21 protein-coding genes are annotated in these 23,209 nt (G+C 54.2%); 15 read left to right on the top strand and 6 right to left on the bottom strand.

Annotated elements, in window-relative coordinates:
• Positions 1 to 8: 8 nt before the first annotated feature.
• Positions 9 to 1,142, bottom strand: coding sequence for an ROK family transcriptional regulator (locus VI01_RS18130; protein ID WP_045816153.1), 1,134 nt, complete (start codon positions 1,140 to 1,142; stop codon positions 9 to 11).
• A 201-nt stretch (positions 1,143 to 1,343) separates the two neighbouring features.
• Here VI01_RS18130 and VI01_RS18125 point away from each other — a divergent pair, with 201 nt between their 5' ends.
• The 5 genes from VI01_RS18125 to VI01_RS18105 all read left to right on the top strand — a co-directional run bounded on the left by VI01_RS18125 (position 1,344) and on the right by VI01_RS18105 (position 7,065).
• On the top strand, positions 1,344 to 2,879 hold the full coding sequence (locus VI01_RS18125) for an ABC transporter substrate-binding protein (protein WP_045816152.1): 1,536 nt from the start codon (positions 1,344 to 1,346) through the stop codon (positions 2,877 to 2,879).
• A gap of 3 nt (positions 2,880 to 2,882) precedes the next feature.
• Positions 2,883 to 3,803 (top strand): ABC transporter permease, encoded by a 921-nt coding sequence (locus VI01_RS18120; RefSeq protein ID WP_045816151.1) that lies wholly within the window; start codon positions 2,883 to 2,885, stop codon positions 3,801 to 3,803.
• Positions 3,803 to 4,669 carry an ABC transporter permease gene (locus VI01_RS18115; RefSeq protein WP_045816150.1) on the top strand — a complete coding sequence of 289 codons (867 nt, stop codon included), beginning with the start codon at positions 3,803 to 3,805 and terminating at the stop codon, positions 4,667 to 4,669. Before VI01_RS18120 ends, VI01_RS18115 begins: the two co-directional genes overlap by 1 nt.
• Positions 4,666 to 5,601, top strand: coding sequence for an ROK family protein (locus VI01_RS18110; protein ID WP_045816149.1), 936 nt, complete (start codon positions 4,666 to 4,668; stop codon positions 5,599 to 5,601). Before VI01_RS18115 ends, VI01_RS18110 begins: the two co-directional genes overlap by 4 nt.
• Before the next feature lie 228 nt (positions 5,602 to 5,829).
• Positions 5,830 to 7,065: an MFS transporter gene (locus VI01_RS18105; protein ID WP_045816148.1), complete on the top strand. Its 1,236-nt coding sequence runs from the start codon at positions 5,830 to 5,832 to the stop codon at positions 7,063 to 7,065.
• A 297-nt stretch (positions 7,066 to 7,362) separates the two neighbouring features.
• Here VI01_RS18105 and VI01_RS18100 read toward each other — a convergent pair whose 3' ends face one another.
• Positions 7,363 to 8,241, bottom strand: coding sequence for a LysR family transcriptional regulator (locus tag VI01_RS18100; RefSeq protein ID WP_045816147.1), 879 nt, complete (start codon positions 8,239 to 8,241; stop codon positions 7,363 to 7,365).
• Between the two features lie 122 nt (positions 8,242 to 8,363).
• Between VI01_RS18100 and VI01_RS18095 the strand changes: the two genes are divergently transcribed.
• A complete protein-coding gene (locus tag VI01_RS18095; RefSeq protein WP_045816146.1) occupies positions 8,364 to 9,089 on the top strand; it encodes a pirin family protein in 726 nt (241 codons plus the stop codon).
• 210 nt (positions 9,090 to 9,299) lie between these two features.
• Here VI01_RS18095 and iolG read toward each other — a convergent pair whose 3' ends face one another.
• Positions 9,300 to 10,298: an inositol 2-dehydrogenase gene (gene iolG / locus VI01_RS18090; protein ID WP_045816145.1), complete on the bottom strand. Its 999-nt coding sequence runs from the start codon at positions 10,296 to 10,298 to the stop codon at positions 9,300 to 9,302.
• A 238-nt stretch (positions 10,299 to 10,536) separates the two neighbouring features.
• Here iolG and VI01_RS18085 point away from each other — a divergent pair, with 238 nt between their 5' ends.
• Positions 10,537 to 11,562, top strand: coding sequence for a LacI family DNA-binding transcriptional regulator (locus VI01_RS18085; RefSeq protein ID WP_045816144.1), 1,026 nt, complete (start codon positions 10,537 to 10,539; stop codon positions 11,560 to 11,562).
• Between the two features lie 118 nt (positions 11,563 to 11,680).
• Here VI01_RS18085 and VI01_RS25430 read toward each other — a convergent pair whose 3' ends face one another.
• The gene (locus tag VI01_RS25430) at positions 11,681 to 11,947 is read right to left on the bottom strand and encodes a hypothetical protein (RefSeq protein WP_156149379.1); all 267 of its coding nucleotides are present in this window, start codon (positions 11,945 to 11,947) and stop codon (positions 11,681 to 11,683) included.
• 242 nt (positions 11,948 to 12,189) lie between these two features.
• On the opposite strand from VI01_RS25430, the gene VI01_RS18080 reads away from it, so the two are divergent.
• Positions 12,190 to 13,500 (top strand): MFS transporter, encoded by a 1,311-nt coding sequence (locus VI01_RS18080; protein ID WP_045816143.1) that lies wholly within the window; start codon positions 12,190 to 12,192, stop codon positions 13,498 to 13,500.
• A 326-nt stretch (positions 13,501 to 13,826) separates the two neighbouring features.
• Entirely contained in the window at positions 13,827 to 14,387 is a 561-nt protein-coding gene (locus VI01_RS18075) for a hypothetical protein (protein ID WP_156149378.1), read from the top strand.
• Positions 14,388 to 14,622: 235 nt separating this feature from the next.
• On the opposite strand, the gene VI01_RS18070 is transcribed toward VI01_RS18075, so the two are convergent.
• Entirely contained in the window at positions 14,623 to 15,297 is a 675-nt protein-coding gene (locus VI01_RS18070) for a GntR family transcriptional regulator (protein WP_045816141.1), read from the bottom strand.
• Between the two features lie 114 nt (positions 15,298 to 15,411).
• On the opposite strand from VI01_RS18070, the gene VI01_RS18065 reads away from it, so the two are divergent.
• From VI01_RS18065 to VI01_RS18050, 4 genes are read left to right on the top strand one after another with little or no spacing between them, the layout of a single operon-like run.
• On the top strand, positions 15,412 to 16,092 hold the full coding sequence (locus VI01_RS18065; RefSeq protein WP_045816140.1) for a DUF2848 domain-containing protein: 681 nt from the start codon (positions 15,412 to 15,414) through the stop codon (positions 16,090 to 16,092).
• A gap of 11 nt (positions 16,093 to 16,103) precedes the next feature.
• The gene (locus VI01_RS18060; protein WP_045816139.1) at positions 16,104 to 17,447 is read left to right on the top strand and encodes an amidase; all 1,344 of its coding nucleotides are present in this window, start codon (positions 16,104 to 16,106) and stop codon (positions 17,445 to 17,447) included.
• The gene (locus VI01_RS18055; RefSeq protein ID WP_197079605.1) at positions 17,447 to 18,082 is read left to right on the top strand and encodes a DUF4286 family protein; all 636 of its coding nucleotides are present in this window, start codon (positions 17,447 to 17,449) and stop codon (positions 18,080 to 18,082) included. The genes VI01_RS18060 and VI01_RS18055 overlap by 1 nt, the downstream gene beginning before the upstream one ends.
• The gene (locus VI01_RS18050) at positions 18,075 to 19,388 is read left to right on the top strand and encodes an MFS transporter (protein ID WP_045816138.1); all 1,314 of its coding nucleotides are present in this window, start codon (positions 18,075 to 18,077) and stop codon (positions 19,386 to 19,388) included. The genes VI01_RS18055 and VI01_RS18050 overlap by 8 nt, the downstream gene beginning before the upstream one ends.
• 333 nt (positions 19,389 to 19,721) lie before the next feature.
• Here the strand turns inward: VI01_RS18050 and VI01_RS18045 are convergent, their stop codons facing one another.
• On the bottom strand, positions 19,722 to 20,339 hold the full coding sequence (locus VI01_RS18045; RefSeq protein WP_045816137.1) for a Fic family protein: 618 nt from the start codon (positions 20,337 to 20,339) through the stop codon (positions 19,722 to 19,724).
• Positions 20,340 to 20,701: 362 nt separating this feature from the next.
• Between VI01_RS18045 and mdcA the strand changes: the two genes are divergently transcribed.
• Together mdcA and VI01_RS18035 are read left to right on the top strand one after the other, a co-directional pair.
• Positions 20,702 to 22,357: a malonate decarboxylase subunit alpha gene (mdcA, locus tag VI01_RS18040; protein WP_045816136.1), complete on the top strand. Its 1,656-nt coding sequence runs from the start codon at positions 20,702 to 20,704 to the stop codon at positions 22,355 to 22,357.
• Complete coding sequence (locus tag VI01_RS18035) at positions 22,357 to 23,208, top strand: triphosphoribosyl-dephospho-CoA synthase (RefSeq protein ID WP_045816135.1); 852 nt, start codon at positions 22,357 to 22,359, stop codon at positions 23,206 to 23,208. The genes mdcA and VI01_RS18035 overlap by 1 nt, the downstream gene beginning before the upstream one ends.
• Position 23,209 lies beyond the last annotated feature (1 nt).

Here is a 23,209-nt window from a genome sequence, read left to right as displayed (position 1 = left end):
AGCCTCCGCTAGTCAGGTAATTGAATGATGAATCGATATGCCGCCACGCTTGCCGCGGCGCGCGCCCAGCTCTGTTCGCTGATCACGATGCTGGAAATCGGGGTTTTGCCCATGATCGATGGCAACACGTGGCTATCAATGGATTGCATCACCACGGTTTTCAGTAAGCCGTCAAAAGCATCGGGTTGATGTGCGATGACGATCAATTCGGGATCGTTCATCTGAATAATGTTGGCGATCGAGAGGCCCAGCGCGTGGCCAGCCTGATGAAGAATGGCGATGGCGGCACTGTTGCCTTTCACCGCCAGCGCTTCCAGTTCGGCGATGGTTTGGCTCTCCAGCGCTTTATCGCGCATGCTCTCGCGAATCGCGGTCAGCGAGGCGAGAGTATCCAGACAGCCGCGTTTGCCGCATCGGCAAGGTCGTCCGCCGGGTTCGATGGTGCAGTGGGCGATTTCACCGGCCCCACCGTGTGCGCCGCGATGCAGTTGGCCCTGGAAGAAGTGTGCGGAACCAATGCCGTCGCCGTGTGAAATCAGCGTGAAGTTGCGCGCTTTTTTCGCCACGCCGAAGATCTTCTCGCTGACGGCCAGCGCTTTGGCATCGTTCTCCAGCGAGACATCAAGGCCGGTTTGCTGTTTGAGCATGTCGGCCAGCGGGACATTCTTCCAGCCCAGCAGCGCTGATTGTACGCAAATCGCCTGATTTTCATCGACAAATCCGGAGAGCGTAACGCCCAGGCCAATCAATTGATCGGCTGAAATGCCTTTCTGCGCAATCAAATCGGGAATCGCTGCCGCCAGCGTCGCACTCAGCTGTTGGGGATCAGGATTGAGCGGCATGTGCGTGCTCGCCAGCACCAATCCATGCATATCAATCAGCACTAAAACGACGTGCTCGCCGAGCAGCGAAGCGCCGAGAAAATAGGCGCTGTCAGCACGCATTTTTAATAATACCGATGGGCGACCCTGGCCGCTGGATTCCGCCAGGCTCTCTTCCAGCAATCCGGCATTCAGCATCTCTTTGACCAGTGGGCTAATCGCGGCTTTGCTCAACTTCATATTTTCCGCAATCGCAGTACGGCTCATGCCGTGCGAGGCAATAAGCAGACGCAAAATTTGCTGCTGGTGGGCATTGAGCATGTTGGTTCTCACTGCATTAGCGATATGACCTGACAATAATGAGGCTGGAAAACAAATTCAACGATATTTAGTTAATTTTCTGAACGCAGATCTAAGTATAAGTAAAATATATGAACTTACGTATTGGCTTTTGTTCAGAGAGTGTGCCTTATATAGCGTTGTTATTTCACCGAACATTTCAATGATTCATTGAGGGCCTTCATGCAAAGCACATTCAAGCATTTAAAGGTACTGACGCTGGCCGGTTGTATCATGGCGTCACTGGCAAGCTCGGCGGCAATGGCCAGCCAGCTGGTGATTATGCAAAACGAACCGCCACGCAGCATGGATCCGGGCAACCAGACCGCTACCTTTACCGGCACGGTGCTCGATCCCATGTATGAAGGCCTGACGCGTCTGGGTGATGATGGCAAGATTATCCCCGCGCTGGCGCTCTCCTGGAGTGCGGATAGCAGCGGATTACACTGGACATTCAAGCTTCGCCCCAATGTGAAATTCCACGACGGCACGCCGTTTAATGCCGATGCGGTAGTGGAAAACTTCCAGCGCCATTTGGATACCAAACGCGGCCTGGCGGGCAGCGGTAAAGTCCGCACCTTTATTCAGGATGTGAAGAAAACCGATGATTTAACGGTTGAGTTTGAGCTGAAAAAAATCAATCCGGCATTTTTAACCGTGCTGGCATCGGGACCCGGATTAATGGTCAGCCCTACCGCAGATAAAGCGGGCAGCATCAATAATAAGGCGGACGGCACCGGGCCATATAAGCTGGAACAATATAAATCTGGCGAATATGTGCTGGAGAAAAAGAACAGTGATTATTGGGGTAAATCAAACGGCCCTGATGAAATTAAATGGACGTGGAGCAGCGAGCCTTCCGTGATGAATATGGCGCTGCAATCCGGCCAGGTCGATATTATTAATCCGGTACCGCCGCAATTCGCCGGTATGTTGAAAAACAATGCCAACGTGAATCTCAAACAGTCGCCGGGGGCGGCCGTGTTCTGGGTGGATTTCAATACGCAAAGCAAAGCGTTGAGCGACGTACGTGTGCGTCAGGCGCTGAACTTTGCTACCGACCAGCAGGCGCTGGTGAAAGCCATCATGTTTGGCTATGCGCAGCCGGCTAACTCTTCACTGGCACCCGTCGATGCCAACTACGATAAGAACCTGAAGGATTACCCTTACGATGTGCAGAAAGCCAAAGACTTGCTGAAAGCGGCGGGCTACCCGGATGGCTTTAGCATGTCAATTGCTGTGCAGGCACCGGATGCGCGCACCGCGCAGGTGTTGCAGGGGCTATGGGCTAAAATCGGCGTGAAGTTGAATGTGCGCCAGATGGAAAGCGGCGTCTGGACCAAAGCCGCCTTCGCGGATGCCAAAGAGAAAGCCCAGCAGGGCACCGATGCGGTGCTGGCGTCGTGGTCCTCCGGTTTATACGGTTCCGATTTGCAACTGCGCCCGCTGTATCACAGCGCCAGCTTTGCACCGGGCGGCGCGAACCTCGGCTTCTTTAGCGATAAGCAAACTGATGACCTGATCGATACCGCCGCTTCCACGCTCGACGATGCGAAACGCAAAGATCTCTACTTCCAGGCACAGAAACAGATCAGCGGGCTGGCGCCGCAGGTGCTGTTGTTCTATCAGGATGATCTCTATGCCTCGCGCAAAAACATCAGTGGCGTCACCATGCAGCCAGGCGGACAGATTGTGGTTCGTGATGCAGTGAAGAACTGATTGATGAAAGCGTACGTTGCGAAAAAGGTGCTCTCGCTGCCGCTGATTATTTTCGGTGTCTCGATCATCGTATTCATCGCCATCCGCGCGCTGCCGGGCGATCCGGCGCGCCTGATGGCGGGACCGGAAGCACCGCAGGAAGCGGTGGATAACATGCGCATCCGGCTGGGGTTGGATCAGCCGCTACCGCTGCAATATGTCAAGTTTGCCACTGAAGCGTTGCACGGCAATTTGGGTGACTCTTTGCAGTCGCAACGTCCGGTGATCACCGAAATCAGTGAGCGCTTGCCTTACACCTTATCGCTGGCGGCGCTGGCGTATCTGCTGGCGATTGCCATCGGCGTACCTGCGGGTATGACTGGGGCGATTTATCGCCAGCGGATTCCCGATCAAATCGTGATGGTGCTGACCATTGCGGGCGCGTCGATAGCCAACTTCTGGCTGGCGCTGCTGGCGATGAACTACTTTGCGGTGGAACTCGGCTGGCTGCCGCTGTTGGGCGCGGACTCATGGAAAAACTACGTGATGCCTACCGTCACGCTGGCGATTTTACCGATGGCGATGATCGCCCGTATGACGCGGTCCAGCATGCTGGATGTGCTGAGTCAGGACTACATTCGCACGGCCAAAGCCAAAGGATTATCGTCGGCGAATATCCACTGGAAACATGCGCTGCGCAACGCCTTGATCCCGATTGTCACCATCGTTGCGCTCAACTTTGGCAGCCTGATTGGTGGCGCAGTCGTGACGGAATCGGTGTTTAACTGGCCCGGAATTGGTCGCCTGCTGGTGGACTCGGTGAAATACCGCGATTACCCGGTCATTCAGGGGGTTACGCTGGTCGCCGTCACGGGCGTGGTACTGATGAATCTGTTGGGTGAAATATTGATTGGCCTGCTCAATCCAAAAATAAGGTTCGACTGATGCACAGCCTTGATTCCGCTTTAGTGCCTGCGCAGTCGCGCGGTCGCCAGCTTCTGCGTTTCCTGCTGAACAATCCGTCGATCACGATGGGCGGCGGGTTAGTGCTGTTGGTGGTACTGGCGGCAGCGCTGGCACCGCTGCTGACCCATTGGGATCCGATCGAGCAGGATCTGCTGAATACGTTACAGGCCCCGTCTGCTGCGCACTGGTTTGGCACAGACGACTATGGACGAGATATTTTTTCCCGTGTGATCTACGGTGCGCGTATCACGTTATTTGAAGTCGCCCTGAGCGTCGCTTTATCCATGGTGATTGGCATTCCGCTCGGTATCGTTTCCGGTCTGGCCGGGCGTAAAATCGATGCGCTGATTATGTGGGTGATGGACATCATCTTTGCCTTTCCGGGCATTGTGTTAGCCATCCTGATTGTCAGCGTACTGGGTGAAGGCCTGGCGAATATGTTAATCGCGATTTCGCTGTTCTCGATTCCGGTATATGCGCGTCTCAGCCGCAATTTAACGCTGGGCCTGAAGAACATGGAGTACATCGAAGCGGCACACATGCTGGGTGTGCGCTACCCGCGCATCATTACCCATTACATTCTGCGCAACGCCATTGGTCCGCTGATTGTGCAATCGACGCTGACAGCGGGCGCAGTGGTGCTGTCGGCGGCGAGTCTGTCCTTTCTAGGGTTAGGCGTGCAACCGCCGATGCCGGAGTGGGGCACCATGATGAGTGATGGTCGCAATTTCCTTGGGCTGAATATTTACGTGTCGCTGTTTCCCGGTCTGGCGATTTTGATTACCGTGCTCGGCTTTAATGTGCTGGGTGACGGCCTGCGCGATGTGATGGATAAACGTTTATGAGTACAACCCCGACAGTGATTTGCCTCGATCTGGGCGGTTCCTTTGTCAAACTGGGCGTGATGGATGTGCAGCAGCAGCTGACGCTCCTCGATCAGCAAAAAATTCCCGCCGACAGCTGGGCAGCGTTTACCGCGCTGATCGGCCGCCTGATTGAGCAACATCAGCAGCATTTCAGCACGGATTCACCGCTGGCAATTTCAACCGCAGGCATCGTTGCACCCGATACCGGAGAGATGTTTGCCAGCAATATTCCGGCTTTTCACCAACGTAATCTCAGCCAGTCACTGGGCGAGTTACTGCAACGCAACGTGATCGTGCATAACGATGCCGACTGTTTCACCTTCGCGGAAGCGCACGCTGGCGTCGGCAAAGGGCATAAAGTGGTGTTTGGTGCCATCCTTGGTTCCGGTGTGGGCGGCGGTTTGGTGGCGGATGGGCGAATCATCACCGGGCAAAATGGCCTGACGGGTGAGTGGGGCCATGGTCCGATTACGCTGACTGAAGTGGACATTGAAGGCGAGACAATACGCTTGCCGCGTCAGCCTTGTCCCTGCGGTCAAAAAGGCTGTCTCGATAGCTACGGCGGCGCACGCGGTCTGGAGAATCTCCATCGCACGTTGCATAACGTCAATGCGAGCAGCATCGACATTATCACCGGCTGGCAACAGCAGGAAAACAAGGCAAAACGCACCCTTCAGGTTTGGCTACAACTTGTTAGCCAGCCGCTGGCCTACACCATTAACATCACCGGCGCTTCGCGGGTGGCGGTGGGCGGAGGATTGGCTTCAGTTAAGCCGCTGATGGAAGCGTTAAATGAGGAAGTGCAGCGTTATGTGCTGCGCAGCACTCTGTATCCGTTGGTGGTGCCAGGGGCATTTGCACATAACGGTGGGATGATCGGAGCGGCGCTGCTGGCGCGACAGATCGCTTAAGGAACATCGTCACTCTGCAGCGATGTCAGTAAAGACGCCCTTGCTTTGCGCCGTGATGGGCGCAGAGCGGCTGATTGACAATTAATTAGCGGCCACATAATTCTCTGCCATCGAATTCTCATCCAAATCAGTTATCATAAGCAGCTAAATCCTTTCAGTCTCAACGATGGTGGCCTTCAATGCCGCCACGATTGTGATTGGATTCTTCACCTGCGTTACTGGAAAACCATGTCATCTGCACAACCTCAACTTAATCAGCTGCCGGAGCAGGCATCGCTGCCGCGCGCCAGTGTGCTGAAAGCGCTGTTTGCGCTCGGCACCGGTGGCTTTGCCATTGGTACCGGCGAATTCGTCATTATGGGCCTGCTGCCCGATGCTGCCACCGGTCTCAATGTTTCCATTCCCACCGCGGGCCACCTGATCAGTATCTACGCGCTGGGTGTCGTGATCGGCGCACCGCTGCTGGCTGTGCTCGGCGCGCGTGCCTCTCGTCGTAATTTCCTGATGACGCTGATGGGCCTGTTTGCTGCGGGTAACTTGTTTAGTTCAGTGGCGCCGGGCTACTACTCAATGCTGCTGGCTCGTTTCCTCGCTGGTTTCCCACATGGCACTTTCTTTGGCGTGGCGGCGCTGGTGGCGGCCGGACTGGTGGAGCGCAAAAAGCGTGCCCAGGCGGTGTCGATGGTGCTGTTTGGATTAACCATCGCGAATTTGCTCGGCGTGCCCGCCGTGACAGCCATTGGGCAGGTTTTTGGCTGGCGTGAAGCGTTCGCGATTGTTGGCGTGTTAGCGCTGTTGACCATGGTACTGGTGGGCCTATGGGTGCCGAACGTGGCCGGTGATAAAACGGCCAGTCCGCTGCGAGAGCTGTCGGCGCTGACGCGTAAACAGGTACTGCTGACGCTGGCGATTGGCGCGATCGGCAGCGGTGGCCTGTTCTCCGTGTTCAGCTACGTTAAACCCACGCTGACCGAGCTGGCGCAGATGCCGGTGAGTTGGATCCCGGCGGTGCTGGCGCTGTTTGGCCTCGGCATGATCATCGGTAACGTAGTGGGGGGGCGTCTGGCTGATCGCGGGCTGGAGAAAACCATTCGTATGGTGCTGATCTGGTCGGTGTTGGTGCTGAGCGCCTTTGTGTTCACCGCGCACTATGCGTTTGCCGGTTCACTGAATGTGATGCTAGTCGGCACCATGGTGGCACTGGCGAGCGTGCTGCAGATCCGTTTGATGGATGTCGCGGGCGATGCGCAAACCATGGCGGCGGCGTTGAATCACTCCGCGTTTAACCTGGCGAATGCGCTCGGCGCATGGCTGGGTGGCGTGACCATCTCAGCGGGCCTTGGCTGGCAGTCTACGGGTTGGGTCGGTGCGATTCTGGCGGTGTTGGGTTTGCTGATCCACGGTGTCGCCGTGCGCGATGCACGGAGAAAGTCGATTACGTTTGCGCATGAGGGCGGGGTTTAACGGCCATTCTATGTAGGCTTGAACGTGGGCCCGTAGCCCCTCTGCGGCTACCGGACCGTCCTCGCGCCGCTGACGCGGTGCCATCGGCTTCCACGTCGTGCCGACGGATCGTCCGGGTAAGGCCGTCCTGGCCAACCCGAACTGACAGTCGCATCCCTGCGACGGGCTCCTGGCTCAACGTAAAAGCCTCTGCGCTGCGGATAGCCCGGCAGCCGCAGAGGTGCTTAGGCCATAAGCAGGGTGCCCTCTTTAACATCACGTCATTGTGCTTTTCAGCAGGTTGGGGTTAAAGCTGCTTCATCCTGCCAACTTTTCCTGCAGAAACGCCATAAAAACTCTGTTCACTTCGCTGCGCTGTCGATGCTGTGGATAGAGCGCGTTCAGGTTGAGTGAGGAAGGCTGCCACTCATCCAGCACCGTCATCAGCTCACCGCTGGCTAAGGCTGGTGCCACAATAAACTCCGGCAGCAGAATCAAGCCTAATCCGGCCACCGCCGCATCACGTAACATCTCACCGTTATTGCTCACCATTGGGCCCTGCACTGCCATCACCTTGCGCTTGTCGCCGTTAAACAGTTCCCAACCAGTCTGGCTTTCACGTCCATAGCGTAAACAGGCGTGATTGAGCAGATCCTCCGGTTCACGTGGTGCGCCCGCGCCCTGAATGTATGACGGGCTGCCGCAAATCACGCGGCGAAATACGCCGAGGCGTTTGGCGATCAGGCTGGAGTCGGGCAGGGTGCCAATACGGATCGCCATATCGAAGCCTTCACCGACCATATCGACATAGCGGTCCGCCAACTCCACCTGAAACTGCAATCCGGGATGCTGGCTAAGGAATTCGGCGATATAGGGCGACAAATGGCTGATACCAAACGACATCGGCACGCTGAGTCGGAAGCTGCCTTGCAACACCTGGCGCCGCCCGGACACCGCCAGTTCGGCTTCCTGCACATCGTCAAGAATGCGTTGCGCGTGCTGGGCAAACACCTGACCGTTGTCGGTGACCGATAGCTTGCGTGTGTTGCGATTCAAAAGGCGTGCGCCGAGGGATTCTTCCAGTGCAGCAATACGACGGCTAACGTACTGCTTCGACAGCATCAGTTGCTCGGCGGCGGCGGTAAAGTTGCCGGCCTGGATTACAGCGACATAAATCCGAAGATCTTCTATCTGCATATTGTCCACTTATTGGTGACAGTCATTGTCAGGTTAGCGCATTGTTGAGCAAATCAGTTTACGTATACTGATCCTAATTCGGAAGGGCAAACGCCTACCACAGCATATTTGAGGAGCAAACCATGATTGAACAACGTCTGTCAGAACAACGCGGCGTGGGTGACCACGGTTGGCTGAATTCGCATCACACTTTTTCTTTCGCCAACTATTGGGATCCAAAACAAACGGGCTTCTCCGATTTGCTGGTTATCAACGATGATCGTGTTGCTCCGGGACGTGGCTTTGGTGCGCATCCGCACAATAATATGGAGATCATCTCCTATGTGCTGGAAGGGGCGCTGGAGCACAAAGATTCGATGGGCACCGGTTCGGTGATCGTCCCGGGTGATGTGCAGTTAATGAGCGCGGGCAGCGGCGTCACGCACAGCGAGTTCAACCACTCGAAAAGCGATAACGTGCACTTCCTGCAGATCTGGATTGTTCCAGGCGAGCGCAACACTCAGCCGGGTTACCAGCAGATTTCCGTGCCAGAGCGTGAGAAACGCGGCCAGTTGCGTTTGATTATCTCGCCAGAAGGGGAAGAGGGCAGCTTGAGCGTACGTCAGGATATTCGCATTTATGCAGGATTCTTTGACGGTGAAGAGCAGCAGACTTTCGCGCTGGATACCGATCGCTATGCCTATATTCATGTGGCACGCGGCAGCATCGAAGTGAACGGCGTAAAATTCAAACAAGGTGACGGTGCGCGCGTGCGTAACGAAACGGCACTGCAGTTCAGCAAAGGTGATGATGCCGAAGTATTACTGTTTGATCTGCGTCCGCTCGAAGAGAATCATCCCCAGCGTTAATTAAAGTCAGGGCGTCTTAAAGGACGCCCTGACGCATAATGCGTTTTTGCTGTTTAACGCCGGCTTCAATGGACAACACAAGGGATGCTGCTGTCCAGGTTGCGTTCCAGACGGGTTGCTTTAGCTCCGGTGGACTTTGAATGACGCATCCATCCCTATTGGGAGCCGTTGAAGGGGGCGAACCCGGGATCGCCCGTTATCGGCACCGCTTTACAGCAACGACTGCGGCGCTACCGGCTTGCCGGTTTTCAATGACTCCAGCGCGGCATCCGCCAGCAGTAACGCCTGCAATCCATCATTACCGCTGGGATAATGTCCTTCACCTTTGACCAGCGCTTCGATCAAGGTCGCGAGTTCATTGCGATAAGCTTCGGCATAACGCTGCAGGAAGAAGTGCTGCGGCTTCTGCGCCACCACGCCATTGGCAACGGATTTCACTAATTGTGACTCCAGCTGATTCGTCACCTGTAACATCCCTTCGCTACCGTGTACTTCAATACGCTGATCGTAACCATAGCTGGCACGACGGCTATTAGTGATCACCGCCATCTTGCCGCTGGCGCAGGTCAGGGTTACCACTGCGGTATCCACATCGCCCAGTGCTTTAATCTCAGGATCCACCAGTGCAGCTGCGCTGGCAAACACCGATACCGGCTCTTCATTTAACAACCAGCGCGCCATGTCGAAATCATGAATCGTCATATCACGGAACAGGCCGCCAGAGACTTTAACGTACTCGGCAGGCGGTGCGCCTGGGTCACGCGAGCTAATGGTCACCAGCTCGGTTTCACCAATCTCGCCATCACGCAGACACGCCTGCAGGTGCGCCATGCTTGGGTCAAAGCGACGGTTGAATCCCACCATCAGCGGCACGCCCGCTTCGCGCACTGTGGCTAAACAGCTCTGCACGCGTTCCAGGCTCAGGTCTACCGGTTTTTCACAGAAGATGGCTTTTTTAGCGCGGGCGGCGGCTTCAATCAAATCTGCGTTGGTGTTAGTGGCGCTGCAAATCGCCACCAAGTCAATCGAGCTGTCCGCCAGTATGGTGTCGAGGTCCGCCACTTGAGCGCCGTATTTCTCGGCCAGCGCATTGGCGGCAGGGGCGTAAACATCCATCACATACGCCAGACTGCACTGCGGGTGGGCGGCGATATTCCCGGCATGAATTTGTCCAATACGGCCAGCACTTAAGAGAGCAACTTTTAGCATTTTTCTTTCCTATTAAGGGCGACAGGTGATGGCGCTATTAATCGACTTAGCGTGCGGTTAAGTCAAAACAAAGCCCAAAACGTAGGGTGAAAGGATGAGGTCGATCACATATAAATTTGAGGTTTATCACCTCAAAACAAAACTAATGAAGTCAATACAGTATGTTATATCGATTTGATTTCTTTAGACTTATCAGGGTATTGTTGCCATCACGAGGTGGATAACATCAGGAACCGTCATGGCACTGCACAACTGGAAATCACCCTCCATTAAGGATATCGCGCAGGAAGCGGGTGTCAGTCCGGCCACGGTGGATCGAGTTCTTAATGGACGTGAAGGCGTGCGCGACGTGACGCGCAAGAAAGTGGACTCTGCCATGGCGCGGCTAGGTCTGCAGTCGGAGGGGGAGAGCCGCAGTGCCGGTGTTCAGCGCGTGGCGATCATCTGCGAATCGGGTAGCAGTTTTGGCGGTCAGCTTGAGCGCCAGGCGCGCGTGGTGATGGCGGATCGCCCGCAATTGCAAATCAGTATGGATACCTTGCCGAGTGTCCAGTTTAACGCCGACCGTTTCAGCCAATTGATCACCCGCCGCGCCAGCGAAGCCAGCGGCATTATTCTGGTATGCCGTGACGATGTGAAAATTAATCGCGCGGTGAAAGCCGCCATTGACGATGGTGTGCAGGTCATTTGCCTGACCAGCGATCTACCGAATTCCCGCCGAACCGCTTATGTCGGTATCGACCAAATCGCCTCTGGAGCGACCGCCGGTTGGTTTATGGGCCGCATGCTGCCGCCGCAGCAACCAGGCAATATTTTATTGATTTGCAGTTCGACTTATCGCACCCAGGAGGAGCGCGAAATCGGCTTTCGCCGCGTGCTACGCGAATCATTTCCGTGGCTGACGATCCGCGACCGCGTCAATATCAACGACGAAGCGGAAACGGCCTGGCACAGCGTGAAAAAGTGGCTGGAAGAGGGGAAACCGCTGGCCGGAATTTACAACACGGCGGGAGGGAATGAAGGTGTCGCCAGAGCGCTGGAAGCGTTTGGTGTGCAGGAGCAGGTGATTTTTACCGGACACGAACTGAGTGAATCGTGTCGGTTGCTGCTTGAGCAGGGGACGATGGATATGGTGCTGGGGCATGATATGCGGCGCGAAATTGAGCAGTGCCTGGCGATATTTGAACAGCCGTTGAGTGAGCGCTCATCGGCGGATGTGAAAACGCCGCTGCTGATTTATCACCGCTATTCGTATTTCTCATAAGCGTCGATCATGATTAACGATGAGTGGTGTCAATAAAAATACTTTAAGTCATTTTGCAGAGACTATCAGCACCCCAATTCTCACGGCCAGGTCTGGAACGGCACCATAGATATCAGCATCATTCAGCAAACTCGCTGAATCGCCAGTGGGCATTCCCTCTCCCTGGATTGAATTGCTCGGCTTGATAACGAGCAAGATGAATACGATGCAGTAGAGAGCCTGCTGATAGTTTGATGATTGAAATATCAAGTGAGGGATGCGGTGCGGGGATGATTTCCCCTGCCATTAAACTGGGCAGGGGAGGTGATTGCTTTTGCTCTGGCCGTTTATCCATGTTCAATCTAACCAGCATTTCACCATTAATGGCGACCTTGTTGCATGTCATGTTACGGCATCAGGTTACACCTGCTGTTTCAGCCACCAATCCGAATCAATCATCCCGCTAAAAATCGTATGGCTGCGCTTGATGGCTCTAAAACCGGTGAATTGTGCCCCTGCGATCACGCCGTAAGTAACACAGTTTCTTAACATTCATCCCAGTGATTAGGATCGCAATTATTATTACCAAACTCTCTTTAATAAGGAGCCATTGAGCTTAAGCATGGTTGCGCAAAGAGAGAGGGCGTTATGCACGAGAAAATCCCCGGAACACGTTGGTATCGCGTTATTGCCCCGATTTTAATTACCTGCATCATCTCGTTTATGGACCGCGTGAACATCAGCTTCGCGCTGCCAGGCGGCATGGATCAGGATCTGGCGATCACCAGTCAGATGGCCGGTATGGTCAGCGGCATCTTCTTTATTGGTTATCTGTTCTTACAGGTACCGGGCGGACGAATCGCGGTGAATGGCAGCGGTAAACGCTTCATCGCCTGGTCACTGATCGCGTGGATGGTAGTCTCTATCGCCACCGGTTTTGTCACTAACCACTACCAACTGCTGGCGCTGCGCTTTGTGCTGGGTATCTCCGAAGGCGGCATGCTGCCGGTGGTCCTTACCATGGTCAGTAACTGGTTCCCTGAAAAAGAACTCGGACGCGCCAATGCCTTCGTGATGATGTTCGCGCCGCTGGGTGGCATGTTTACTGCGCCGATTTCCGGATACATCATCAATGTGCTCGACTGGCGCTGGCTGTTTATAATTGAAGGCTTGCTCTCTGCAGCGGTGTTGCTGGTGTGGTGGCTGGTGATCGCCGATCGTCCGGAAGAAGCGCGCTGGCTCCCTGCCCGTGAGAAAGCGTATCTGTTACGGGAACTGGCCCGCGAGCGCGCCGCCCATCGCAGCGCTGCGCCAGCGAACAAAGCGCCATTGAAAGCGGTTTTCCGTCATTCTGGCTTGATGAAACTGGTGGCACTGAACTTCTTCTATCAGACCGGCGATTACGGCTACACGCTGTGGCTGCCGAGTATCCTGAAAAATCTTACCGGCACAAATATGGCGGGGGTCGGCTTATTAGCGGCAATCCCGTTTGTGGCCACTATCCTGGGTATTTATGCGATTTCGTGGCTCAGCGACCGCACTGGAAAACGCCGTTTGTGGGTGATGGTTTCCCTGCTCTGTTTCGCCGCCGCGCTGCTGGCTTCGGTGGTGCTGCACAGCAATATCGTCGCATCTTACATTGCGCTGGTGGTGTGCGGTTTCTTCCTGAAAGCGGCAACCAGCCCGTTCTGGTCGATTCCCGGCCGTATCGCCTCGCCAGAAGTGGCGGGTGGTGCGCGTGGCGTGATCAACGGGCTGGGTAATCTGGGTGGGTTCTGCGGACCGTATCTGGTCGGCATGATGACGATGCTGTATGGGCAGAGTGTGGCGGTGTGCTGGCTGGCGGGATCGCTGGTGGTGGCCGGCATTATTACGGCATTGCTGCCGCGTAATTGCGATATCAATCCGTCGGCTCCGCGTGAAGCCGGGGCGGATGATAGGCTGATGAGCGTGAAGTAAAGGGTTGCGCTGCGGTTAGCAGCGCAACCCTGACCTAGCAGACTCCATTTTAGATTGGCACGTAAAGTTCATTAAGAACGGCGTGCCAAATGCATCACATTCAAATTTATCGAAGATTATTTCTCTATCAAACCCCAATTATTTGAATAAATTAACCCTAATCGGCATATCTCATTGCTGGTGCGTAAGTATTCCGCTAAGAACACGCAAGCGAAATGAAATAACCCTGCGCGGCAGGATATGAAAGGTGTATGATTTTTTTGAGACTTAAGTCCAATGTAAATCAGAAAAAACCTAATTCATTGCAACATTGCGTGAGTATTCGTATGCCACTGACTAACGCCAGGGTACTTAATCTGGGAACGACTTCGCTCGTGCTGTATTCAGATTGCCAATATACCGTAGCCGGTATTTCAGCCATGATGCGTGAGAGATTTCCACAGCAACCCACTGACAGTACCATCATCATCGTCAATGCCTGCTCGATGTCTCTGGAGGCAAGAATGAATGATGTTTTCGTATTACGAAAAAGATATGGCGAGCGCACATTTATTTTTGTGCTGACGCAGGATAAAGACAATTACGAGATCTATTCCCGTATTCACTTTGTTTCACTGAGATCATCAGCCAATGCGCTACTGTGCTACATCATGAGTGCGGTGATATTGCATGAAAGTAGAGCCGTCAGGCTATCGTTGCAAAGTATGCAAATCATCTACATGAAATCATTGGGTGTCGAGATTGCGGATATTGCATCACTGATGAACAGAAGTTATTCAACGATAAAAAACAACTTTTCATACTGCAAAAGGCGTTTGCATATCAGGAGTTCATTCTCTGAGCGAGCACTGATCTATATTGCGAAAGGTATTGTCTGTAAACAATAATAAGGCAGGTCATGTCACAACTGGTTTTGGTTTTTATATTATGTTTAGTCCTGGCATTTTCAATTTATGCCATTGTACATGGTAAAAAGAAAAAGCGCTTTTACAGCAGAAAAATTTCAAGTCGCCGCTAGATTCGGCAGCAAGATTGAATCGCGCAGTGACCGCGAGTCGGTTGCTGGGTGCCTTGCCAACACAAGCGCTTAACGCCTGGTCATGAGGGAAATTTCCGGAGAAATCAGGTCGAGAGCAGGGCACGCTTAAACGAGAAAATATGAGCTCGGGCGGCATCGGCCGCTCGTTGCGTGTCACCGGACTCCAGCGCGTTAATAATCTCATTATGCTCCGCAATGACCTCATCCATATGGACAACATTGGACAACGTTGTCGCCCAAAAGCGCTGTGCCTGCGCATGAATCACACTCAGAATATCTGACAGCCGACTGTTTCCGGCGATATCCGCCAGCACCTGATGAAATTCGCGATCCAGCAACATCATTTCTTCGCGGCTACGTGATTCGCTCGCTCTGGCGATTTGCTGGTTCAGTTCGCGCAGCTGTTGAATGTGTGAATCAATGACTTTCTGACTGGCTAGTTCGACACACAGGGTTTCATTGACCAATCGCACCTCAATTAACTCCAGTGCATCATCTATCGACAAAGGCGCCACCATTACGCCTTTGCGCGGGATGATCTGCAACAGCCCCTCGGTGGCCAGCCGATGAATCGCTTGATTGATCGGTGTTCGGCCCATTGCCAAATCGTCCATCACCTGAGCGGTATTTAAATACTCCCCCGGTTTGTAGCGAAGCGTGATGAGCTTGTGCCTGAACGCCAGATAAGCCTGTTCATTCAAAGAGAGGCTCTTTTCCCGGCTGGCTGGGTTCACATTTTCAGTAACTGACTCACTCATCACGACGTTCCTTTTTTTGCCAATGAGACATATTACACAAAAATCTGGCATGAAAATCGCTAGTTTGAAAACACAGTGAAATTTCACAGTGATTTTTCAAATGGAGATCATCACATGCACCTTCAGTTCACAACCGGCGATGAAGCCGCTAGCACGCTCGATGTCGAGGTTTCCCATTTCATTATTGCGGGTTGGGCCGGACGCGATAGTGATGCGGTGTTGCACCATATCAGGGAGCTTGAGGCGCTGGGCGTGCCCGCTCCCGGTGCAGTACCGTTGTTTTACCGCGTCGCGACCAATCAACTGAGCCAACAGCCACTGCTGGAAGTGGTCGGCAATGAAACCTCCGGGGAAGCCGAACCCTTTGTTTTTTTCCATCGGGGCGAGTGGTGGGTCTCCCTCACTTCAGATCACACCGATCGTTATCTGGAAACCTTCAGCGTTGCCCTCTCCAAACAGGCCTGTATTAAACCGGTTGCCAGCAAAGCCTGGCGCATGAGCGAGGTGGTTGAGCACTGGGATGCGCTGGAGCTGACCTCGTGGATAAAAGAGCAGGGCGAATGGGTGGTTTATCAGCAGGGCACGCTGGCCTCATTACTGACACCACAAGATCTGCTGTCCCGCTATCTGAAAGGCAGCCCGGCTAAAGAAGGGATGGCGATGTCCTGCGGCACCCTGGGTGCGATTGGCGGTATTCGTCCCTCCAGTGAATTCCGTATGGCACTGCACGATCCACGATTGAACCGCACGCTGGAACACGCTTACTGCACTGGCGCGCTGCCAGTGGTCGCTTAAGGAGCATGCTAATGACCACACTCTGGCAGGCAAGTCAGCAGCTTCAGGCAGGTAATGCGTCTCCTGAAGCTTTTACTGAATCGGCATTGCGCGCAGCGCAGGATCCGTCAAAAGAGGGGGATCTTGTTTTCACCACCCGCTATGCCACCCAGGCCGCTCAACAGTCAACAGCAGCGAGTGCGCGCTGGCAAACCCAGCAAGCCTTCAGTGCTATTGATGGGCTGCCTGTCAGCATCAAAGATCTGTTTGATGTGCAAGGCGAGCCAACCACGGCGGGTTCACATTTGCTCCTGAATGCAGAACCGGCAGCAGCGAATGCCCGCGTGGTCGATCGCTTACATCAGGCTGGAGCGGCGATTGTCGGTAAAACCAACATGACCGAATTTGCCTTTTCCGGGCTGGGTATCAATCCGCATTACGGCACACCGGCTAATCCGTGGCGTCGCGAAGACAAACGCATTCCGGGCGGTTCTTCTTCTGGTGCGGCTGTCGCCGTGGCAGACAGCATGTGCCTGGGCGCTATCGGCACTGATACGGGTGGCTCGGTGCGCATTCCTGCTGCGCTGTGCGGCTTGACCGGCTTCAAACCAACGGCGAATCGCATCAATCAGGTGGGTACGCTGCCGCTCTCTGCTTCACTCGACAGTATCGGCGTGATTGCCCATGACGTGCGCAGCTGCTGGCTGCTGGACAGCGTTATCGCAGAACAGCCGCTGGAACTTCAGCAGCTTGAGTTGTGCAATGCGCGTTTCGCCATCCCGCAGACCCGTGTACTGGATGGACTCGACGAAGACGTTGCGCTGGCCTGGAAACACGCTATCGCGGTGCTGGAACAGGCGGGGGCCACCCTCATTGCACTGCCACTTGAAGAGCTGAATGAATTGAACAGTATGAATGCGCGTGGCGGCATTACTGCCTACGAGGCATGGCAGTGGCATCAACAATCCGCACTGGCGCAACCTGAAGCTTACGATCCTCAAGTGTTAGTGCGTGTGCAGCGTGGCAGCTTGCTGACGGAGCAAGATGCCAGTGAACTTCATCAACAGCGGAAAGCGTGGCAGCACCGCATCAAGAGCGCGCTGTCAGACTTCGACGCCTTACTGATGCCCACCGTTCCACGTATCGCGCCGACCATCGCTTCTCTGGACGATGCGCAGCAGTACATGGAGGTCAATGCTTTGATGCTCCGCAACACCAGCGTGATCAACATGCTGGACGGCTGTGCGCTCTCTTTACCCTGCCATCAAACCGGGTGTGCGCCGGTTGGCCTAAGCCTTGCTTCTGTTCATGGTGATGACGCCCGCTTAATCAGCTGGTCGCTCGCCGTGGAAACTGCCCTCAACTGGAGATCCTGATGATGACTCAATCCCATGGCATGCTGTTTGTCGCCACCAACATTGGCGCTGAACACGAAGCGTACTTCAACCAATGGTACGACCATGAACATGTAGAAGAGCGCGTCGCGATCAGTGGCTTCTTAAGCGGAACGCGCTATCAGGCTATCCATGCCGAGTGCAAATATCTTGGTCTGTACGAAACCGAGGCGCTGGAAGCCTTTACCAGCGCGGATTATCACGCGGCCTTCACTCGCCAGACCGAATGGTCAGTGAAAAATCTGCAAAAGATGGTTAATCCAATGCGCCGGGTCAGCGCGATCACCCATAAGCATGGCAAAGGGACCGGCAGCCAGCTGGCGGTGGTGACGCTGAAAGCGCTGGATGCCAGCGTGTTGACTGCGTGGCAGCAGCAAATTAGCCCTACGCCGGGCTATGTTGCCTCCAGTTTACTCACCCCGGATGTTGTGCTCAGTTCTCCGTTGCCGATGGAGAGCAAAGAACAGCGTCAAATGCTGCCCATGCTGCTGATTCACTGCAGTAACGCATCAAGCTGTGACCAGCTGGCCGCACAGGCAGCGGAACTGATGATGGGCGATGTTCAACGCTATGCCTTTAGCTGGCAGTTAACGAAACAGGAGATGGCACATGGCTAATACAGACTCTTCATTACAGCAGGCGTTGCGTGATGAGCGCACCGCTTCAAAAACTGGTCGTCTGGCCGCCGCCAGTTCTATCGGCACTGCGCTGGAGTGGTATGACTTTACCGTTTACAACATCATGGCCGCGCTGGTGTTTAACCATGTGTTCTTCCCGAGCTTTGATCCACTGGTCGGCACCATTCTGGCATTTTCAACCTATGCGGTAGGCTACATTTCTCGTCCGCTGGGCGGTTTTGTATTTGGTCATTTGGGCGATGTCGCTGGGCGCAAAGCGGTGCTGATCATTACGCTGGTGATCATGGGCGTCACCACCGCATTAATGGGCTTGCTGCCCGGTTATGCCGTGTGGGGCATCTGGAGTCCGGTGTTGTTAGTGGCGCTGCGATTTGTGCAGGGCATTGCGCTGGGCGGCGAATGGGCGGGTGCCGTTTTACTGTCGATGGAGCACGGTGATGCTGATAAGCGTGGGCGTAATGCATCTTTTGCACAGGTGGGGCCTTCCTGCGGAACCTTGATTGGCACCGGTTTTATCACCCTGGTGACGGTGATGATGAGCGGCGATCAGTTTCAGGCATGGGGCTGGCGCATTCCATTCCTGCTGAGTCTGTTGCTGGTGCTATTTGGATTGTGGCTGCGTCGTGGCGTGGAAGAGACACCGACCTTCGTCGCGATGCAGGCTGCGGAAAAAACGACGCATACGCCACTGAAAGAAGTGTTCGTCAACTATCCGAAACAGCTGCTGATTGCGGGTGGATCGCGTATCGGTTCCGATGTGCTCTACGCGCTGGTGGTGGTGTTTACCCTGACGTATGTCACAACCGTATTGCAGCTGCCACGTCCGCTAGCATTGATGGCCACGATGTTGGGCGCAATAGGGAATGCTATTACCGTCCCGATGTTCGGTGCGTTATCAGATAAATGGGGACGCCGCCCGGTTTACATCACGGGGGCTGTGTTGGCCATCGTCTGGTCTTTCGTGTTCTTCGTGTTGTTAGACAGCACGCAGCCGGTGCTGATTGTGCTGGCGGTAATAGGAGGGCTGCTGATCCATGCGATCATGTATGGTCCGCAGGCCGCATTCGTTACCGAGCAGTTTCCCAGTCACGTTCGTTATGCCGGATCGTCACTGGCTTACACGCTGGCCGGTATTGTTGGCGGTGGATTTGCACCGTTGATCATCACTACGCTTTATAAAGAAATGGGCAGTACGCTGTGGGTGTCGCTGTATGTCACGCTGGCATTGTTAATCACGCTGTTTGCCGTGTGGAAGGCAAAAGAGACGGCGCATAAGCCGTTGTAAATGAAACACTCGCGCCGTTACCGCGGCGCGACAGATCCAATACAAGAAATCTGCTGATTTTTGCTCTTCTAAGCCGTATGAAACAATATCGAAAAATGTGATGTTATTTTGAAAGCTTGATAGAATGTTGAATTGTATCCTGTGGGTAATAGCAAATAGAGAGGGTTTGATGAGTAATAACCGAAATGAGCAGGTCACCTATGCGAAGCCCTCTCGTGCGGATATTGCCCGTTCTGTCGCTACGTCTACGGCGGTGGAAACAGGTCAGCCATCCGCTAAAATTGAAGCCTCGCTCGAGGCAGCCCGAAAAAAATTCGCACATCTTCGCCTGGCTTAGTTGCTTTTCAATGCTTTACGCACCCAATGTTTCATTGGCTCATAATCCATTGACATACCTGAATGTATGGCTGAAATGTACTGGGCTTTATTGCATTCCCAGCTTTGATAATTAAGTGTTTTAAATCCGGCCTGTACTGCCATCACATCGGCTAAAAGTCGCGCTAATCGTCCGTTCCCCTCTCTAAATGGATGGATCAGTATTATCTCAACATGCGTTATCGCGATGGCCTCAATGAGTTGTTGTTCACTCATCTTTGAGCATGGAGTCAATTGTGTAAGATACTTCGAGTCGAATTCGTTCAGCAGTTTTGGTAACTGAGCGGAAGGTGCAAACATAAAGCCGCCTTTGCTGATGTTGACTGTCCTCTCTTGCCCAGCCCATTCGTATATGTTGCCTAACCAACGACGATGCCAGGATTTAATCATCGCAACATCAATTTGCTTCATAGGAAATGCTTCTTCGAAAATTGATCGATAAAGCTGCTCTAGTAATACGAGCTCGGCGGCATCTATCTCTTCAGCATTGGCAATCCCCAGTTTATTTAGCAATACCTGCTCGCCAGACTCATTTTCATATTTTCCCTCACTATTTGAAACGTTATATCGATTCATTCATTCGCTCGAAATTAGATAAGGTGATAGGGAATCATAACCTTCAATAAAAATAGTGACAATCATCGATAAATCAATACATTAAACTTGCAATGTAAAAATGCATTTTTCTTTATTTTTTGTGAGTGGGCTTAGAAAATCATGTGAGCCGCATAGGCATTACTTCCCCCAATTTCGAAGTCGGGTTTCCACCACTCACATAAATTTCCCCTAATCGTTGATCGACCGCAAATTTCTGTCCTCTCAATCATTACTCTCAGGCTAACGATCACATCCTCAGGTTGATTGATGGCTGAACGGCTTAAGACCACACTTTCCTGCATTGACGTCATCAAGATATTCGCTCATTCAGGAGGTTAGTCATGTCATCAGGACAACAAACGGCGCGAGTGTGGAATACGCGCCGCATCGAAAAACAGCGGCGGCAGGCGTCCGTGCCGGTGCAGGGCAAGGTGTTACCCACTGAACACATGGTCGAGATGCTGGAAAAATTAATCTCGCCAGGTGACCGCGTCGTATTGGAAGGCAATAACCAGAAACAAGCCGATTTCCTCTCACGCATGCTGGCCGAGGTCAACCCGCAAGTCGTGCACAATCTTCATATGATCATGCCGAGCGTGGGCCGCAGTGAACACCTCGACATCTTCGAAAAAGGCATCGCCCGCAAGCTCGACTTCTCCTTCTCCGGCACGCAGAGCCTTCGTATTTCGCAGCTACTGGAAGACGATCAGCTGGAAATCGGCGCGATTCATACCTACATCGAACTCTACTCCCGCCTGTACGTAGACCTCGCACCGAATGTCGCGCTGATCGCCGGATACAAAGCCGACCGTAAAGGCAATCTCTACACCGGGCCAAGTACCGAAGACACGCCAGCATTGGTTGAAGCAGCAGCTTTCCATGACGGGATTGTGATCGCGCAGGTTAACGAACTGGTGGATGACGAGTGTGATCTGCCGCGCGTCGATATCCCTGGCTCATGGATCGATTACGTGGTGGTTGCCGACAAACCCTTCTTTATCGAACCGCTTTTTACCCGCGATCCGCGACTAATTAAACAGGAACACATCCTGATGGCGATGATGGCGATAAAAGGCATCTACGCCGAACATCAGGTGCAATCGCTCAATCACGGCATTGGTTTCAATACCGCCGCCATCGAATTGCTGCTACCAACCTACGGTGAGCAACTCGGTCTGAAAGGCAAAATTTGTAAACACTGGACGCTGAACCCGCACCCCACCTTAATTCCCGCCATTGAAAGTGGCTGGGTCGAGAGTGTGCACTGCTTCGGCGGTGAACTGGGTATGGAAGAGTACATTCGCGCGCGCCCGGATATCTTTTTCACCGGAGCCGATGGCTCGATGCGCTCTAATCGCGCGATGTGCCAGCTGGCGGGTCAGTATGCCGTCGATATGTTTATTGGCTCAACGCTGCAAATCGATGGTCTGGCAAATTCCTCAACGGTCACGCGCGGTCGCCTTTCTGGCTTCGGTGGCGCGCCGAATATGGGCCACGATCCGCACGGTCGTCGTCATGCAACCGCCGCCTGGCTGGCGATGAAAAATGGCGAAGATGCTATGGAACGCGGCCGCAAGCTGGTGGTGCAGATGGTGGAAACCTTCCAGGCCGGCGTGAAGCCGACTTTCGTCGAGAAACTCGATGCGATTGAGGTCGCGAAAAATGCCGGGATGCCGCTGGCACCGGTGATGATCTACGGCGATGACGTGACGCACGTCCTGACGGAAGAGGGCATTGCCTATCTGTATCGCGCGCAGGATCTCGAAGAGCGTCGGGCGATGGTGGCGGCGGTGGCCGGGATTACCGACATCGGTCTGGGAGTGGATGCCAAACGCGTCGCTGAACTGCGTCGCAGCGGCAAAGTGGTGTTCCCGGAAGATCTCGGCATTCGCCGCGCGGATGCCACGCGTTCGCTGCTGGCGGCCGGTAGCGTGGCCGACCTGGTCGAATGGTCTGATGGCCTTTACAACCCACCGGCAAAATTCCGGAGCTGGTAATGAAACGACTCGCGCCGCAATCGGTTGAAAGCCGCCTGCATCAACTGGCACAGCACGCCACCGATTGCCTGATCGAAGAAGTGAACCTGACGCCGAAACCGGGGCTGGTGGATCGTCGCGGTAGTGGCGCGCATCAGGATCTCTCGCTGGCGCTAATGGAACGTTCTGCACGCAGCCTGACGCCGACCTTTTATGCGCTGGCGCAACAGTGCTGGCAGCGTCCAGCGGATATCGCTTTGCGCGAAACCGTTGGCCGTCTGGGCCGCGAAGGAGAACGCCAGATGATGGCTGCCACCCACGGGGTGAATACCCATCGTGGCGCCATCTGGGCATTGGGTCTGCTGGTCAGTGCGGCGGCGATGCACAGCGGTGGTGCGAACAGCGAACAACTCTGTACCCGCGCCGCTGAACTGGCTTGCTTACCGGATCGGCATGCCCCGAAAACCTTTAGTAAAGGGCTGCGTGCGGTGCATCGCTTTCAGGTGCCAGGCGCACGTGAAGAGGCACAGCAGGGCTTTCCGCACATCACACAACGGGCGCTGCCGCAGTTATGGCGCAGTCGTGAATCTGGAGCCAACGAAACCGAGGCGCGGCTTGATGCGTTGATGGCGATTCTCACCTCGCTCAGTGACACCTGCGTGCTCAACCGTTCAGGCATGAACGGTTTGCTGACCTTACAACAGGGTGCGCACGCGGTGTTACAGGCGGGTGGCACTGCGCACATAGCGGGTCGTCAGGCTTTACAACAACTGGATAGCGCGATGCTGGCGCTGAATGCGTCTCCCGGCGGCGCGGCTGATTTACTCGCCGCCACGCTGTTTATCGATCGCGTCAGCATCGCCACTCATTGAT

The organism is Pantoea sp. SM3, from assembly GCF_000963995.1.
Lineage (GTDB): Bacteria > Pseudomonadota > Gammaproteobacteria > Enterobacterales > Enterobacteriaceae > Pantoea > Pantoea rwandensis_B.
Note: the sequence above shows the minus strand (reverse complement) of the source record. Positions and strands in the feature narration are given on the sequence as shown.

Coding starts and splice junctions, on each gene's coding strand:
- VI01_RS18130 (WP_045816153.1), bottom strand. CDS start 1,142: ATGCTCAATGCCCACCAGCAGCAAATTTTGCGTCTGCTTATTGCCTCG.
- VI01_RS18125 (WP_045816152.1), top strand. CDS start 1,344: ATGCAAAGCACATTCAAGCATTTAAAGGTACTGACGCTGGCCGGTTGT.
- VI01_RS18120 (WP_045816151.1), top strand. CDS start 2,883: ATGAAAGCGTACGTTGCGAAAAAGGTGCTCTCGCTGCCGCTGATTATT.
- VI01_RS18115 (WP_045816150.1), top strand. CDS start 3,803: ATGCACAGCCTTGATTCCGCTTTAGTGCCTGCGCAGTCGCGCGGTCGC.
- VI01_RS18110 (WP_045816149.1), top strand. CDS start 4,666: ATGAGTACAACCCCGACAGTGATTTGCCTCGATCTGGGCGGTTCCTTT.
- VI01_RS18105 (WP_045816148.1), top strand. CDS start 5,830: ATGTCATCTGCACAACCTCAACTTAATCAGCTGCCGGAGCAGGCATCG.
- VI01_RS18100 (WP_045816147.1), bottom strand. CDS start 8,241: ATGCAGATAGAAGATCTTCGGATTTATGTCGCTGTAATCCAGGCCGGC.
- VI01_RS18095 (WP_045816146.1), top strand. CDS start 8,364: ATGATTGAACAACGTCTGTCAGAACAACGCGGCGTGGGTGACCACGGT.
- iolG (WP_045816145.1), bottom strand. CDS start 10,298: ATGCTAAAAGTTGCTCTCTTAAGTGCTGGCCGTATTGGACAAATTCAT.
- VI01_RS18085 (WP_045816144.1), top strand. CDS start 10,537: ATGGCACTGCACAACTGGAAATCACCCTCCATTAAGGATATCGCGCAG.
- VI01_RS25430 (WP_156149379.1), bottom strand. CDS start 11,947: ATGACATGCAACAAGGTCGCCATTAATGGTGAAATGCTGGTTAGATTG.
- VI01_RS18080 (WP_045816143.1), top strand. CDS start 12,190: ATGCACGAGAAAATCCCCGGAACACGTTGGTATCGCGTTATTGCCCCG.
- VI01_RS18075 (WP_156149378.1), top strand. CDS start 13,827: ATGCCACTGACTAACGCCAGGGTACTTAATCTGGGAACGACTTCGCTC.
- VI01_RS18070 (WP_045816141.1), bottom strand. CDS start 15,297: ATGAGTGAGTCAGTTACTGAAAATGTGAACCCAGCCAGCCGGGAAAAG.
- VI01_RS18065 (WP_045816140.1), top strand. CDS start 15,412: ATGCACCTTCAGTTCACAACCGGCGATGAAGCCGCTAGCACGCTCGAT.
- VI01_RS18060 (WP_045816139.1), top strand. CDS start 16,104: ATGACCACACTCTGGCAGGCAAGTCAGCAGCTTCAGGCAGGTAATGCG.
- VI01_RS18055 (WP_197079605.1), top strand. CDS start 17,447: ATGATGACTCAATCCCATGGCATGCTGTTTGTCGCCACCAACATTGGC.
- VI01_RS18050 (WP_045816138.1), top strand. CDS start 18,075: ATGGCTAATACAGACTCTTCATTACAGCAGGCGTTGCGTGATGAGCGC.
- VI01_RS18045 (WP_045816137.1), bottom strand. CDS start 20,339: ATGAATCGATATAACGTTTCAAATAGTGAGGGAAAATATGAAAATGAG.
- mdcA (WP_045816136.1), top strand. CDS start 20,702: ATGTCATCAGGACAACAAACGGCGCGAGTGTGGAATACGCGCCGCATC.
- VI01_RS18035 (WP_045816135.1), top strand. CDS start 22,357: ATGAAACGACTCGCGCCGCAATCGGTTGAAAGCCGCCTGCATCAACTG.